This window comes from Enterococcus sp. JNUCC 77 (assembly GCF_054819945.1).
This window is the reverse complement of record NZ_JBTHIG010000001.1, coordinates 1,530,792-1,545,509: the sequence shown is the minus strand read 5'-3', so window position 1 is coordinate 1,545,509 and position 14,718 is coordinate 1,530,792. Positions and strand designations below refer to the sequence as shown.

The 14,718-nt window shown below is 35.5% G+C and carries 18 protein-coding genes; 17 read left to right on the top strand and 1 reads right to left on the bottom strand.

The window, feature by feature from the left end:
• Positions 1-2: 2 nt before the first annotated feature.
• The 8 genes from ACVWNY_RS07590 (at position 3) to ACVWNY_RS07555 (ending at position 5,254) form a co-directional block, all read left to right on the top strand.
• Positions 3-224, top strand: coding sequence for a YozE family protein (locus ACVWNY_RS07590; protein WP_218325081.1), 222 nt, complete (start codon positions 3-5; stop codon positions 222-224).
• An 82-nt stretch (positions 225-306) separates the two neighbouring features.
• Complete coding sequence (locus tag ACVWNY_RS07585) at positions 307-1,737, top strand: S41 family peptidase (RefSeq protein WP_218325082.1); 1,431 nt, start codon at positions 307-309, stop codon at positions 1,735-1,737.
• Between the two features lie 24 nt (positions 1,738-1,761).
• Positions 1,762-2,301: a signal peptidase I gene (lepB, locus tag ACVWNY_RS07580; RefSeq protein WP_218325083.1), complete on the top strand. Its 540-nt coding sequence runs from the start codon at positions 1,762-1,764 to the stop codon at positions 2,299-2,301.
• Positions 2,302-2,420: 119 nt separating this feature from the next.
• Positions 2,421-2,651, top strand: coding sequence for a DUF1858 domain-containing protein (locus tag ACVWNY_RS07575; protein WP_218325084.1), 231 nt, complete (start codon positions 2,421-2,423; stop codon positions 2,649-2,651).
• Positions 2,652-3,953, top strand: a complete 1,302-nt coding sequence (locus ACVWNY_RS07570; protein ID WP_218325085.1) for a DUF438 domain-containing protein — start codon at positions 2,652-2,654, stop codon at positions 3,951-3,953. It begins immediately after the preceding gene.
• Between the two features lie 106 nt (positions 3,954-4,059).
• Complete coding sequence (locus tag ACVWNY_RS07565; RefSeq protein WP_218325086.1) at positions 4,060-4,470, top strand: Ohr family peroxiredoxin; 411 nt, start codon at positions 4,060-4,062, stop codon at positions 4,468-4,470.
• A gap of 126 nt (positions 4,471-4,596) precedes the next feature.
• On the top strand, positions 4,597-4,956 hold the full coding sequence (locus tag ACVWNY_RS07560; RefSeq protein ID WP_218325087.1) for a VOC family protein: 360 nt from the start codon (positions 4,597-4,599) through the stop codon (positions 4,954-4,956).
• Between the two features lie 10 nt (positions 4,957-4,966).
• Positions 4,967-5,254, top strand: coding sequence for a putative quinol monooxygenase (locus ACVWNY_RS07555; protein ID WP_218325088.1), 288 nt, complete (start codon positions 4,967-4,969; stop codon positions 5,252-5,254).
• A gap of 41 nt (positions 5,255-5,295) precedes the next feature.
• Here ACVWNY_RS07555 and ACVWNY_RS07550 read toward each other — a convergent pair whose 3' ends face one another.
• Complete coding sequence (locus ACVWNY_RS07550; RefSeq protein ID WP_218325089.1) at positions 5,296-6,783, bottom strand: amino acid permease; 1,488 nt, start codon at positions 6,781-6,783, stop codon at positions 5,296-5,298.
• 107 nt (positions 6,784-6,890) lie between these two features.
• On the opposite strand from ACVWNY_RS07550, the gene ACVWNY_RS07545 reads away from it, so the two are divergent.
• From ACVWNY_RS07545 to ACVWNY_RS07505, 9 genes are all read left to right on the top strand, one after another.
• Positions 6,891-7,319 (top strand): GAF domain-containing protein, encoded by a 429-nt coding sequence (locus ACVWNY_RS07545; RefSeq protein ID WP_218325090.1) that lies wholly within the window; start codon positions 6,891-6,893, stop codon positions 7,317-7,319.
• A 6-nt stretch (positions 7,320-7,325) separates the two neighbouring features.
• Entirely contained in the window at positions 7,326-8,312 is a 987-nt protein-coding gene (locus tag ACVWNY_RS07540) for a sensor histidine kinase (protein WP_246601401.1), read from the top strand.
• Positions 8,309-8,941, top strand: coding sequence for a response regulator transcription factor (locus tag ACVWNY_RS07535; protein WP_218325091.1), 633 nt, complete (start codon positions 8,309-8,311; stop codon positions 8,939-8,941). The genes ACVWNY_RS07540 and ACVWNY_RS07535 overlap by 4 nt, the downstream gene beginning before the upstream one ends.
• Before the next feature lie 11 nt (positions 8,942-8,952).
• A complete protein-coding gene (locus ACVWNY_RS07530; RefSeq protein WP_218325092.1) occupies positions 8,953-9,648 on the top strand; it encodes a sirohydrochlorin chelatase in 696 nt (231 codons plus the stop codon).
• A complete protein-coding gene (locus ACVWNY_RS07525; RefSeq protein ID WP_218325093.1) occupies positions 9,629-10,078 on the top strand; it encodes a precorrin-2 dehydrogenase/sirohydrochlorin ferrochelatase family protein in 450 nt (149 codons plus the stop codon). The genes ACVWNY_RS07530 and ACVWNY_RS07525 overlap by 20 nt, the downstream gene beginning before the upstream one ends.
• A 103-nt stretch (positions 10,079-10,181) precedes the next feature.
• On the top strand, positions 10,182-12,614 hold the full coding sequence (gene nirB, locus ACVWNY_RS07520; protein WP_218325094.1) for a nitrite reductase large subunit NirB: 2,433 nt from the start codon (positions 10,182-10,184) through the stop codon (positions 12,612-12,614).
• Position 12,615: 1 nt separating this feature from the next.
• On the top strand, positions 12,616-12,918 hold the full coding sequence (locus tag ACVWNY_RS07515; RefSeq protein WP_218325095.1) for a nitrite reductase (NAD(P)H) small subunit: 303 nt from the start codon (positions 12,616-12,618) through the stop codon (positions 12,916-12,918).
• A gap of 2 nt (positions 12,919-12,920) precedes the next feature.
• Positions 12,921-13,865, top strand: coding sequence for a uroporphyrinogen-III C-methyltransferase (gene cobA, locus ACVWNY_RS07510; protein ID WP_218325096.1), 945 nt, complete (start codon positions 12,921-12,923; stop codon positions 13,863-13,865).
• A 14-nt stretch (positions 13,866-13,879) separates the two neighbouring features.
• Complete coding sequence (locus tag ACVWNY_RS07505) at positions 13,880-14,707, top strand: formate/nitrite transporter family protein (RefSeq protein WP_218325097.1); 828 nt, start codon at positions 13,880-13,882, stop codon at positions 14,705-14,707.
• The last annotated feature ends 11 nt before the right edge of the window (positions 14,708-14,718 follow it).

The window sequence follows — 14,718 nt, the reverse complement described above, 5'->3', positions numbered from 1 at the left end:
TTTTGCGTAGAAGTTTCTATCATTATATATTGACGCAACGCGGTCACAATGTAGGTGATCCAGTTGAGGATTTTGCAGCCAATGTGGCAAAAGATAATAACTTTCCTAAGCAGTCACAAGACTATCATGAATTAAGTAGTTATCTAGAATTGAGTGTTAACTATCTCTCATCGATGGATTTATTTGATCAAGTTTGGGACAATTATCAAGAAAATAATCAGTAAAATTATGGGAAAAGCCAAACAGCGCTTTTCCTTTTTTTTTTTACATGCTATCATGAAAAAAAGGGATGAAAGGAGTTTTTTTTTGCATAAAAGAACGATTCCACTACCGATTTTTTTAGTTGGACTTTTTTTTACTGTGGTTGTTACTGCAGTTGTTGTTCATTTTATTGAAACTAGAGCGAGTGTACAGAATCAATCGGTTGTTCGAGTGACCCGTAGTGATTTAGATGAAGTTCAGGATTTATATGATTTAATAAGTACGAATTATGTGGAAGAAGTTAGCAAAAAAGCTTTGGTAGAAGGGGGTCTAAGCGGCATGACCGCCGTTTTAGATGATGAATATTCAGAATTTTTAACTGCTGAAGAAACCAAAAAAATTGATGAGTCTGTTTCAAGCAATTTTGGTGGTATAGGGACAAGTATAAATTTAAAGGATCGTTTGCCAGTTATCGAAGGTGTTCCAATTAAAAATTCTCCTGCGGAAAAAGCGTCTTTAAAAGCTGGAGATATTATTTTAGCTGTCGATGGTCAGTCCACTGAAAATCAGACGATTGATGAGACAGCAAATAAAATTCGGGGAAAAAAAGATACAGAAGTGAGTTTGTTGATTCGTCGTGGAGAAGAAGAATTTAGCGTTGATTTAAAAAGAGAGGTTGTTCCCAATGAAACGGTCATGGGAGAAATTAATTCAGATAATCCGACTATTGGTTATGTTGAATTAACTAATTTCCGAGAGACAACTGCGTTAGAATTTCGCAATACGATTGAAGATTTAAGAACTCAAGGAGCTACTTCTTTTGTTGTTGATATCCGTCAAAACTCCGGGAATTTACTTTCTGAAGCAGAACGAGTAGCCAGCTACTTTTTATCGGATGGTGATACAATCGCACAATTTTCAGCCCGTGGTGAGGTGGTATCAACCGAAAAAGCTGGTAGTAAAATAGATAGCGGATTTAAGGTAATTGAACCGACTGTATTTCTAGTAGATCAGGAAACAGCGTTTGGTTCAGAAGTATTGGCTGCGGCAGTTAAGCATAAAGGTTTTTCTTTAGTTGGAGTGAATACTTTTGGCAAAGGAACCATCCAAAATGTCTTACCAATTGGTGAAAATAATTATTTACAATTAACAGTCATGAACTGGCTGACACCAGATGGTTCTTCGATTGATCAGACGGGAGTAAAGCCAACGATTCAAGCAGATTATCCTGACTATGCCAAATTGCCACCAATTTCTACCAGCTCAAACTGGCGAGTTGGTGATAATGGTGAAGTAATTAAGAATATTAATGTAATGCTAGCTGCCTTAGGCTACGAGACAAGTGGTGATTCTTTTAATGAACAAACATTAGATGCAGTCAAGGATATTCAAATCAATAATAATATGGAAGCAACTGGTGTAGTGGATGAGCCGACAGCTAAGAATATTCAAGAAAGCATTTTTCAATTAGTAAAAGAAAATGATACAGCATATCAAAGTGCGGTAGATATGTTAAAAATCAATAAAATCTCCTAACATAAAATTAGAAGGAAAGATTAGATGAAAAGATTTAAAAAAGAATATTTATGGTTAGGTCTAAAATATTTGATAATTGCTTTATTTTTTGGCGTAATTATTCGGGGTTTCATTTTAATTCCTGTACCGGTGACTGGTAATTCCATGTCACCGACTTTGAAACAGTCCGATATGGTAATCATGGAGAAATTTACATCAGTGAAACGTTTTGATGTCGTTGTTTTCGAACAAGCAGATCAAACTACTTATATTAAGCGCGTGATTGGATTGCCAGGAGACCAGATTACCTATCAAGATGATATATTGTATGTGAATAACCAAGCTGTTTCCGAGCCGTATTTACAAAAGAAAAATGCAAGCAAGCAAATGCCTTATACGACAAATTTCACGCTACGAGAATTAATTGGTGAGGATCGCTTACCTGAAGATCAGTATTTTGTTTTAGGAGACAATCGCCGAATCTCTAAAGACAGTCGTTCTTTTGGAACCGTCAAGGCGGATGAAATTATTGGAAAAGCAAGGTTTGTTTATTACCCTTTTAGTGATATGAAAATTATTTCTTAAGCTCTGAGATTAAATGTCTCAGAGTTTTTTTGTGAAAAAAATAGGGGAAATCCCTATATTTTTTCAATAAAAATACGTTTACAATATTTGTGAAATACTTAATTATATGGAGGGATAAAATGCCAGAAATTGATTTATCGCGAACTCTATTTGATATAGTCAAAGACTTTCCAGAAGTTCAAACCATAATGGCCGCTAATGGATTTAAAGAAATTGCCAAACCAGGCATGCTTCAAACAGCTGGCCGCTATATGACAATACCTAAAGGAGCAAAAATGAAAAAAATTCCTTTAGCAGAAATAGTTACAAAATTTGAAGAAGCTGGTTTTATTGTGAAAGGAGTAGATTAAATGGATCAAACTAAAGCACAAAGACAAGAGAAAATTGTTGAAATATTATCTTTGTTACACCAAGGAGGCTCTTTTGAAGAAGCCAAGGAGATGTTTAATCAAGAATTTGATGGTATCGATGTGACAGAAATTACTGCAGCTGAAAAAGCTTTAATTCAAAGTGGACTAGCGCCGACTGAAATTCAAAAATTATGTAATATTCATGCGGCAGTTTTTAAAGGTTCCATTAATGAGATTCATCGTTCTGATTACGAGCATGAACAACCAGGACATCCAGTTGCTGTCTTAAAGCTAGAAAATCAAGTGTTGCAATCGTTATTGACTGATGAAGTGGATGATTTGTTACAGAAAATAAAAACTGGCGATTGGTCTCAAAAAGAGCGCTTGCTATCGGCCTTGACTGATTTAAAACAAATTGATAAACATTATGCCCGCAAAGAAACGATCATTTTTTCTTATATGGAAAAATACGGTATCACAGCGCCACCTAAAGTAATGTGGGGCGTAGACGATAACATTCGGGAAATGCTAAAAGAATTAATTACTTATCTTGATTCGTCTAAAGCAGCCTTTAATCCGCTCTTTGAAAAGTGGACAGCTTTAAAAACAGAAATTGAAGAAATGATTTTTAAAGAAGAAGAGATTATGGTACCGATGACTTTAGATGTCTTTAGTTTAGCTGATTGGGAAAAAATTGCAGCTGATAGTTTTGATATTGGCTATGCGTTTATTCCCGAACCTTTACCATGGAAAGCTAGTGAAAAAGCGAAGGCTAGTGAAATCGAAAGAGAGCCGGCTAGGCAAATCGCAATTGCTCAAGCAAAAGAGACCACAGATGGTATTGCTGCAGGATTAGAATTAACTAAAAATATGGAAGAATCGATAACCTCTAACTCAGAAATAATTGGTCTTCCGACAGGTTCATTACAGCTAAAAGAAATGGTTGCGATATTTCAAGTATTGCCGGTAGACTTAACCTTTGTTGATAAAAATGACATCGTACGTTTTTACTCTGAAGGAAAATCTCGTGTATTTCCACGGACAAATTCTGTTTTAGGCCGAGAAGTAATTAACTGTCATCCGCCAAAAAGTATGCATGTTGTGCAACAAATTTTAGATGATTTTCGAGCAGGTGTGAGAGAAACAGCTGATTTTTGGATCGATATGAAAGGGATGAAGGTTTATATTCGCTACTTTGCTTTAAAAGATCAAGAAGGTGAATACTTAGGTTGTTTAGAAGTGACTCAAGATATTACTAAAATTCAAAAGATTGAAGGCCAAAATCGTTTATTAGATGAATAAGTTTGTTTAATAATGACGTTTTGCAGACGTTCTATGCGAGCGGCTTATTACAATAAAAAATTTTTTTATGCTATATTGAATTTATAGACAAGAAAGGATGATTCAAATGGCAAAAAAAATCTCACTATCAACAGTTGTTAATGAAGGCGGTCGTGAAGGCGAAAGTAAATCAGTGACAGGATATTTAGATGTTAAAACGACTGGTGCAAAAAAAGAGGGGTATACAAATCCTGAAGAACTATTTGCAGCAGGAATTGCTGCTTGTTTTAATGGCGCGATGGTTTTCCCATTAGAACGTGATGGTAAAGGGGATCTACATCGTTCTGTCCGAGCTGAAGTTGGTTTACTTGGTGATTTGCCTGATTTTAATACTTTACATTTAGAAGTGACTTTAATTGGAAAAATCGATGGCTTGTCTAAAGAAGAAACTTTAAAATATATGGAAGAAACAGAAGGTATCTGCCCATATTCTAAAGCAATCAAAGGTAATGTAAAGATTACTTTAGATGCTGAATAATAAATGAACAATCACAAGTTGAGTAATCGGCTTGTGATTTTTTTGCATAAATTTGTAATGATCACTCCTGTAATCTTTTTGAATTTGCTATACTAAAATAAATTAGTAAAGAGAGAAGGGATAAGAATGATTGATCATTTAAGTTTAGGTGTATCTGATTTATCAAAAAGCAAAGAGTTTTATTCAAAAGCTTTGGCACCTTTAGGCTATCAGGTAAAAATCGAAATGGACCACGGAATTTGCTATGGTGCCAGTGATGGTGGGGATCTATGGATTTTAAAAAGCGAGCCAACTAAAATTCATGTAGCTTTTGGCACAACCAAACAGGAAATTGTTGATGCATTTTATCAAGCAGCAATTAATGCTGGTGGAAGAGACAATGGGGCACCGGGTCTTCGTCCTAATTACCATGAAAACTATTATGCAGCCTTTGTAATTGACCCTGACGGTTATAATATTGAAGCCGTCTGCCATCAAGAATATTAGGAGGAAAACAATGATAATTATTAATGTTTTGTTGAAAGTTAAACCAGAAAAACGAGAAGAATTTTTAGTATTTGTAGAGGATTTAGTGAGTAAATCTAGACAAGATGAAGGGGCTCTTTTCTATGATTGTTTAGAGAGCTTGGATACGAAAAATCAGTTTATGATTATAGAAAATTGGCGGGATCAAGCAGCTGTTGACTTGCATAATGAAACAGCCCATTTGAAAAAATTTATTGTTGAAATCGATCAGTATTTAGCTGCTGATAAAGAACTGAAAAAGATAGCTTATCCTGAATAATAAAAAAGTAGAGAACTATTGGCAAAATAGTTCTCTATTAACTATAGTTGCAAAGCTTGTCGTCTTTCAAAACGTTGATATAATAAACGTGAGAGAAAAACAAAAATAATCGGACCAATAATCAAGCTGAAACCATCAACATAATTGCCTAATTTAAAAGGTTGATAAATTTGAAAACCAATTGCTAGCAATATACAAAGACAGACACTGATCGACAATAAATAATTGTTTTTTTTATTTTGAATTAAACGCTCATGATCACTGACAATATTTTTTTGAATAAAGAATGGAAAACTGATGGCAACTACAAAATATGGGATAGAACGAGCGACATTTGTCATATAGGTTAATTGATTGTAGAGATTACCTAAAAATTGATTATTTAAAGATAGTGTAAGAATCACTAAAGCTACCAACACGGCTTGTAACCATAAAGCATTAACCGGCATCTGATTACTATTTAATGAAACAAACTTTTTCGGCCAAATTTCTTTTGGTGTTCCTTGAATTAAACTTTTTAACGGCCCAAAAGTAATTGAAGATAACAAACTTAAATAAGCAACAAACAAGGTGAACGCCGTATAACGAATAAAAATTTGATAAAGTAGTGCTGTTTGACTGTTAGAAAAATTAAAACTAACAGCTAAGTTTTTAGCAGTTGTACCCATTAAACCGTACATAAGATTACCCAGATGCATCTGATTTGTTTGTCTTAAAGCCTCCAAGTTATTCGCACCACTCCATAGAATAATACCTATGAAGTATAATAAAGTAATAATTACTGCAGCAATAATGACTGCTCGAGGAAACCGGCTTTTGCTTTTTTTTGTGCGGTCAGCTAAACTAGCAACAGTATCTAAGCCACCAAAAGCAGTAATTGAAAAAATAAAAAATGGTAGTTGTGAAAAAAACTGGTTATTTGTGCCAGTAAAAAAACTATCCGCATGAATACTACCGATGATATTTGGGAAAAACTCAGCAGGATGACGGCTAATAATCAGTAAATTACTAATTAATGATAAGATTAGTAAGCCGACCATGGCAAAGCTTGAAATTTTCAAAAAAGAAACTATCACTTGAAAGCCACGAGTATTTAAAGCTGTTAATAAGAAAACTGACAGAATCGATAAAAGAGCTACCCAGATTTGGCTAGAAATGCCAAACCAACTGGCTGCACTAGAAATATCTTTACCAAATAGTAAAATAGAAAATGGAATCATGATTCGCATGAACAAACTAACCATCCAAGTAAAATAGCTGCAATACCATAAGGCAGCGGTAATAAAAGCCAACTTTGGTGACAAAGATTCTTTTAACCAGTCAAAAATAGTTCCTGATCGATCAGCGTATTTTTTAGTATACTGTGCGACAATTAAAGCATAAGGAATGAAGTAACAAGCACCGCTAATTAAAAACCAGGGGAGAGACTTACTGCCCATCATGAAAAAAGCGGTAGTCATACTGGAAAAAGAAAAAACAGTGGTTGTAATAATTAGGATTAAGGTAGGTAAGGAAAGATCCTTCTTCATAATTTTTAGCCTCCAAGATTAATAAGCGAAACCTGATTCTTATATTAGTGATATTTGTAACAAAGTACAAGTGAACGAGAAAAAAATAGGGAATTGGAGTAGTTTTGATGATAGAAATCAATAGCTGGTTAGAAATGCAAAGAAAGAAAATAGGTTGTGATTTTTTAGGCGTCGCAGAAAATGTTGCAGAAAAAAATCAAACAACTGAAATTCGTTGGCTACATGTCGCTGGAAATCAGGGAACAGCCTATCAAAAAATTCGTTTACGAGTCGGTCGAGGGATTGCTGGCATTGTTTGGAAAACAGGCAGAATGCATGAAGAACATCATATTTTAAGCCAAACAGATAAATTAGCGGAGTATCCAATTGCTCGTACTGAAAAACTTCAATCCTCATTAGCTGCCCCCATTATTGATAATCGAGAAGTTTATGGGGTGGTCTTAATGGGGTATCGCCAAGAAAAATATTTTTCAGAAAACGATAAAGAATCGCTGATTCAGATTTGTGAAGCTTTGAAAGGCAAATTAGAGGAGTGAAATATTATGGAAGTAACCACTAATTTATTTCGTGAAATCAAACAGGCTTTGTGGTTGCTGGATGATCGTTCTACCGTTTTAGCTCGAACGAAAAAAGCGGAACAGCTACAAGAAAAATTTCAAATAAATTTGACAAAAATTATTGAAATCAGTCAGGGTAAGGGTTGTGCACTACATAGTACCAAAGAAGAATGCTTAAATTGTCCATTGGAAGGTGAAATTTCAGCAAACGGCTTCCCTTTTGTTTTATTGGATCATCAGCAACAACCAAAAGAATTTTGGGGGAGCTTACAAAAGGACCAAGGGAAAACAATGCTTCAAATCGAAGTTCAAAAAAGTCCATTACTCCAACCAAGTGATTCGATGTTTAACTATTTAAATAATGCCCGTGAAAACGAGCGGAAAAAAATAGCGCAAGATCTCCACGATGGTATTGCTCAAAGTATTTATAGCCTAATGTTGGAAACACGTAATTTAAAATGGATCGATCCTTCTTTACGAAGTGAAAAATTAAAAGAAATTGATCATCATTTTAGTGATGTGTTAAAAGAAGTCAAAGATCTGGCTGGAGAATTACGTCCAATGACGATTGATGAATTTGGCTTGGTGCCGGCAATCGAACAATTTGTTGAGCGAACAGTTGAAATGACAGGTTTTGAAATTGCATTATCTGTTACAGGAAAACTTGAGGCTTTAAGTGAGAATAGCCGAATCTCAACCTATCGAATTATTCAAGAAGCAGTAGTTAATTCATTGAAATATTCTGGTGTGAACCAAGTGGAATTGACATTGAACTTTACCGATAATTTTCTGCACGTTCTCATCGAAGATCAAGGAGAAGGCTTTGATTTGAAACGGGCGGAAAATGGATTTGGATTGATTAACATGCAGGAAAGAGCACACGCTGTTGCGGGAGAACTGAATATAATTTCTGCACCACAACAAGGGACAAAAGTTATTTTAAAAGTGCCAATCAAGGAGGTTTTGGAATGAAAATCTTAATTGCTGATGACCATGCAATGATTAGAAATGCCTTGGCTTTTTTAATTAATGCGCAAAAAGATATGGACGTTGTTGCCGATGCGGCTGATGGCCACGAAGTCTTTATGAAGGTTGAAAATGAACCAGTAGATATTGTTTTGATGGATATTTCAATGCCACCGGGAGAGAATGGACTGTTGACAACAAAACGATTAAAAGAAGCTTTTCCAGAAGTAAAAGTGATCATGTTGACGATGCATGATGAGCGTTCTTATGTAAAAGAAGCATTGGGAGCAAATGCTGACGGTTTTGTATTAAAAGCTGCTGACGATGAAAAATTATTAGAAGCAATTCGCCGTGTTTATAATGGAGAAATATTTTATGATGGCTATACAAAAAAAGATCTATCTGAGTTTGCCGTAGAAAAGGAAGATCCTTTGTATGCTAGTTTATCAAAGCGAGAAAAAGAGATTTTACCTCTTATTGCGTTAGGATATAATAATAAACAAATTGCTGAAAAGTTATTTATTTCAGTCAAGACTGTTGAAGTTCATAAAGCAAATATTCGTAAAAAATTGCGATTGGAGAACTATGCTGGCTTGCTAAGGTATAGTTTGAAACACCATTTAGTTGATTTTTAGGAGGTATGAAGATGAAAGGAATCATTTTTGTTTTACATGGAAGACGCGAAAAATTGTCAAAGACTAATTTTTCAATCATCGAAGAAGTAGCAGCGCAATTAGAAAATCCTTCTGCAATTGGATTATTAGAAGGCGAAGAACAAATATTAGAAGATGCTATGGAAAAAATGCAAACAGAAAAAGTTGAAGAGATTATTTTTTTACCTGTATTATTGTTTGCAGCGACGCATGTTAATGAAGATTTGCCAACACGTGCAAAAAAATATTTGATGGATACCCCTTTTAGTATTTTACCAACTTTAGGAACTACTGAAGCGGTCTTGAATTTTGTAGTTGAAGAAATTTCACAGAAAAAAGAAGATTCAGCTGTTCTATTGATTGCTCATGGAACGCCTCATTATCAAGAACCTTATGTACAACTAAGTCGAATTGCAAATGAAGCTAGTTTAAGAAGTGGTAGAAATATTTATCCTGCTTCCTACATTGGTGAAGGAAACTATCAAGACTTTTTAATTAACCACCCAGAAGAATTTATAGTTTTACCATTGTTTCTGACTTCAGGCTTTTTATTAAATAAAATTAAGACAAAAACAACTGAAATTCATGGTGACGACGATATTTGGCTACCGACTTTAGAAAATCAGCCAGCGTTGAAAGCAGCTATTTGGGAGAGATTGAAGGACGCGCATGTATCCAGTACTAATTGATCTAGAAAAAATAAAAATTGTTGTCTTTGGTGGCGGAAAGATTGGCACCCGAAAAGTGCAAGGTTTGGTGGCTGAAGGAAGTTGTCCTGTGGTTATTGCACCAGAAATCACAAACCAACTGGAAATATTATTTTCAGAAGGGAAAATCAGTTGGCAAAAAAGAGTTTTTCAAAAAGGTGATACTACAGATTTTCAAATGGTTTTTATTTGTACTAACCAGAAAGAAGTTAATCAAGAAATCTTAGAGGAAACGTCAAGCACCCAATTGGTAAATGATACAAGTGATAAAAACAACAGCAACTTTTATAACCTAGCACTGTTAAAGCAAAAGGATTTTTCAGTAGCTATAACTACTCATGGTCAGTCTCCCACAAGAAGCAAAGCAATTAAAAACAAAATTAAGGATATACTTGAAAAGCTGCCAATTTAAATTGGCGGCTTTTTTTATTAAATAGGGGATTCCCCTATATTATCTAAAATCTATTTCATTTATTGTGAGTATATTAACAAAGTATAATTCTGAGGTGAAAATTATGAAAGAACGTTTAGTCGTTATTGGCAACGGCATGGCGGGTGTCAGAACGGTAGAAGAAATTATTGAGCGAGATCCCGATCGGTATGAGATTACCATCATTGGTAAAGAAGAATATCCTAATTATAATCGTATTATGTTGTCTAATGTTTTACAAAAGAAAATGACAGTTGATGAAATCATCACAAACCCTCTTAGTTGGTATGATGAAAATGATATCGCTCTGATCAATGATGATCCAGTTGTAGGGATTGATTCAGAAATTAAAAGTGTCGTTACAGAATCAGGTTTGGTTATTCCCTACCACAAATTAATTATTGCTACAGGTTCACACCCATTTATTTTACCAATACCTGGTGCTGATAAAGAAGGCGTAGTAGCTTTTAGAACAATTGATGATACGAAAGAAATGCTAGCAGCATCAGAAAAATATAAAAAAGCTGTTGTTATTGGTGGCGGATTACTAGGATTAGAAGCCGCTAAAGGATTACAAGAACAGGGAATGGAAGTTACCGTTGTTCATCTAGCAAAATGGTTGATGGAAACTCAGTTAGATGAAAAAGCAGGTAAATTATTGCAAGCTGAGTTAGAAGATCAAGGTTTGAACTTTTTGATTGAATACGCTACCCAAGAAATATTAGGTGACAATCATGTAACAGGACTAAAATTTTCTAATGGCGAAGAACTTGAAACGGATTTAGTTGTGATGTCAATCGGTATTCGTCCAGCTGTTGAATTAGCGAAAGAGGCTGGTTTAGAAGTCAACCGTGGGATTGTGGTAGATGATTTCATGCACACAAGTCAGAAAGATATTTATAGCGTTGGTGAATGTGCTGAACATAATGGTATTGCTTATGGATTGGTGGCACCTTTATATGAACAAGGCAAGGTTTTAGCCAATCTTTTAACGGATCAAGAAGAGATCAAACCTTATCAAGGTTCTAAAACTTTCACTTCTTTAAAAGTTTCTGGTGCTGATTTGTATTCGGCAGGGAATATTTTGAATACGGATGATTTAGACAGTATTGAAGCTTATGATAGTGCTTCTCGTAAATATAAAAAAATCTTTTTGAAAGATGGAAAAATTCAAGGAATCGTTTTATATGGTGATACAGATGAAGGTAGCCGCTACTACAATATGATGAAAAAAGGGCAACCGATTGAAGACTTGCAAACTATTGCTGTTTTACAGGCGATTGGTGAAAATCTTGGGGGCGCCGAAAGTGTTGTCGATTGGGATGACGATGAAACTGTCTGTGGCTGTAACGGCGTAGAAAAAGGTGCAATCTTACGTTCCATTCGTGAAAAGGGTCTGACAAGTGTAGCTGAGGTTGGTAAAGTTACAAAGGCAGGAACTTCATGTGGAAAATGTAAACCACAAATTCAAGCTTTATTGGAACATGAACTAGGCGACGCAGTGACTGCTGCAACCGGAATTTGTTCTTGTACTGATTTGAATCGCGATCAAATTGTAACTCAAATTTATGCCAAACACTTAACTTCAACTAAAGAAGTCTATGAAGCACTAGAATGGAAAAATCCAGAAGGTTGTCCAAAATGCCGTCCGGCCGTTAACTTCTATTTAAATGTTGCTTGGCCAGAAGAGCACCAAGACGAGAGTACTTCACGAGTAGTCAATGAAAGAATGCACGCTAATATTCAAAAAGACGGGACATTTTCAGTTGTTCCAAGAATGCGTGGGGGTCAAACTTCTCCACAGCAATTGATGAAATTAGCACAGGTTGCTGAAAGATACAATGTACCTTTAGTAAAAGTTACTGGTTCCCAAAGAATTGGTTTATACGGCGTGAAGAAAGAAGATCTGCCACAAATCTGGGAAGAATTAGATATGGTAGCTGCTCAAGCATACGGGAAAGTTTTCCGTTCAGTGAAAACTTGTGTTGGTCAAAGTTTCTGTCGCTTTGGTACCCAAGATACGATGGGGCTAGGTGTAAAATTAGAAGAAGAATTTGAATATATTGATACACCTCATAAATTTAAAGTGGGTGTTTCTGGTTGTCCAAGAAGTTGTGTAGAATCTGCTGTTAAAGATTTCGGCATTATTGGTGTAGAAAATGGTTTCCAAATTTATATTGGTGGGAATGGTGGAACCGAATTAGTAGCAGCACAATTGTTAACTACGGCAGAAACGGAAGAAGAAGTTGTTGATATTTGTGGTGCGATGATGCAGTATTATCGCGAAACTGGCATCTATGCTGAAAGAACAGCACCTTGGTTAGAAAGAATGGGCTTTGAAAACGTTCAGTCTGTTTTATTAGATCCAGAAAAACGCAAGGATTTGTGGAAAGACTTAAATCGTGCATCAGCTGCGAAAGGTCGTAAGGACACTTGGGGAGTAGTCCTTCGTAATCCTGATTTGAGAGAAAAAATGTATACTATTGATCGTCCAGAAGTTGTAAAGGTGGGAGAATAAGATGAGAGTATTAGCAACTAAAAAATCAAATTTAATCCCAAGGGTGGGACGTTCAGTCGAAATTAATAATCAAAAAATTGCAGTTTTCGAAACAACTGCTGGAAATATCTATGCTTTAGCAGACTTCTGTCCTTTAACCGAAGGGCCAATCTTAGAGGGTATGGTTTCAGGTGAATATGTTTATGAACCAATGCGAGATTTTAAAATTTCATTGATTGACGGTAAAATTCAAGAACCAGATGAAGGACAAGTAAAAACTTATCCAGTAGAAATTTTAGCGGATGATATTTACATTGAGGTGTAACAATGATTTCTTTTGTGGGTAGTGGACCAGGAGATTTGGAATTAATTACGGCCAAGGGTCAAAGAAGATTGCAAGAAGCAGACGTTGTTATCTATGATCGTCTAGTTAATCCATTATTATTATTTCATTGTTCAAAAACATGTCAATTTATTTATGTGGGTAAGACGCCTTACGTTGCCAGCATGAAACAAACAGAAATTAATCAACTTTTAACTATTTATGGGAATAAAAATCAACGGGTCGTACGTTTAAAAGGCGGCGATCCCGCGATTTTTGGTAGATTATTAGAAGAGTTAGCTGTTTGTAAAGAAAATCATATCTCTTTTGAAGTTATTCCGGGAATAACCGCTGCTAGTGGTACAGCTGTCTATAACGGCATGCCTTTGACTGAAAGAGGACAAGCGCAATCGGTCACCTTTATGACGGGGCGTATCCAAACAAGTGAAGAAAATCACTTTCCTGTCATGGGAAAAAATCAAACGATTTGTTTATACATGGGTGTAGAGGCATTAAAAAAATTTATTCCGCATTTAATCAATCAGGGCTTTTTACCTGACACAAAAATTTGTGCCATAAGTTGGGGGACATACGGCCGTCAACAAAAAGCAGTGGGTACATTACTAACAATTGAAGACTTAATTGAAAAGCAAAAAATAACTAATCCAGCAATGATTATTGTTGGCGAGGTGGTTTCTAATGAAGCTAGTTATAATTGGTTTCAACAGCTACCAAAATATGGTCAGCGTGTCTTATTAGTTAGTACAAGATCTCCTGAAATATCAGAATTAATTGCTTACACTGAAAAAGGTGCAGATGTTTGGTGGCAACAAGTAGGCGAAAAACGAGATCTTCGTTTTGATAGTATTTCTGAAAGATATTTGGCAGAACAATCGTACCATGAAGTTATTTTTGTAGATAAAAAAGCAAAAGAACTTTATCAAACTTGAAAGGAAGTGGCAACTTGTCATTATCGCCAAAAGAATTAGTCGATGAAGCAATTAAAAGAGGAACAGCAAAAGCAAATTATGGTTTTTTAACAACAGCAGTTTTAAGTATCATGGCAGGAGTTTTTATTGGTGTCGCTGGTGTTGCAATGATTCGAACAATGGGATCTATGCCAGCTGAATGGGATACTTTTGTTAATTTAATGGGTGCATTGATGTTTCCATTTGGTTTAATTTGTTTATTATTAGTTGGTGGTGAATTAGTCACCGGTAATATGCTTTCTGTCTCGATGGCATTGTATGCGAAAGCAATTACTTTGAAGCAGTGGGTCAGAAATATGTTTTTAGTGACAGTTTTCAATTTAGTAGGTGCAGTTGCGGTAGCCTTTTTCTTTGGTTATCTATCCAATACGTTGCAAGGCCCTTTTGTGGAAAGAACGATTGCTGTAGCGCAAGGTCGAATTGCTGACGCACCCTTGCAAGCTTTTTTATCAGGAATTGCTTGTAATATTTTGGTTTGTACAGGTGTGTATATGAATATGGCAGCAAAAGATTTTATTGGTAAAATTATGGGGACATTTTTGCCAATTGCTGGCTTCGTCATTGCTGGTTATCAGCACGTAGTGGCTAACATGTTTTTAATTGCTGCGGGAATATTTGCCGGTGGTGCAACGATGAATCAATATATTGTCAATCTAGTTGTTGTTTGGTTAGGGAACCTTGTTGGTGGAGGCGTGATTTTAGCGGGTATGTATTTCTTAGCCTTTAAAGTCGGCATGAAGGAACCAGCAAAAGAATTGGATAATGACGAATCTTCTTCTATAATAAGTGAGAGATTAAAATAAAAGAGGTATCC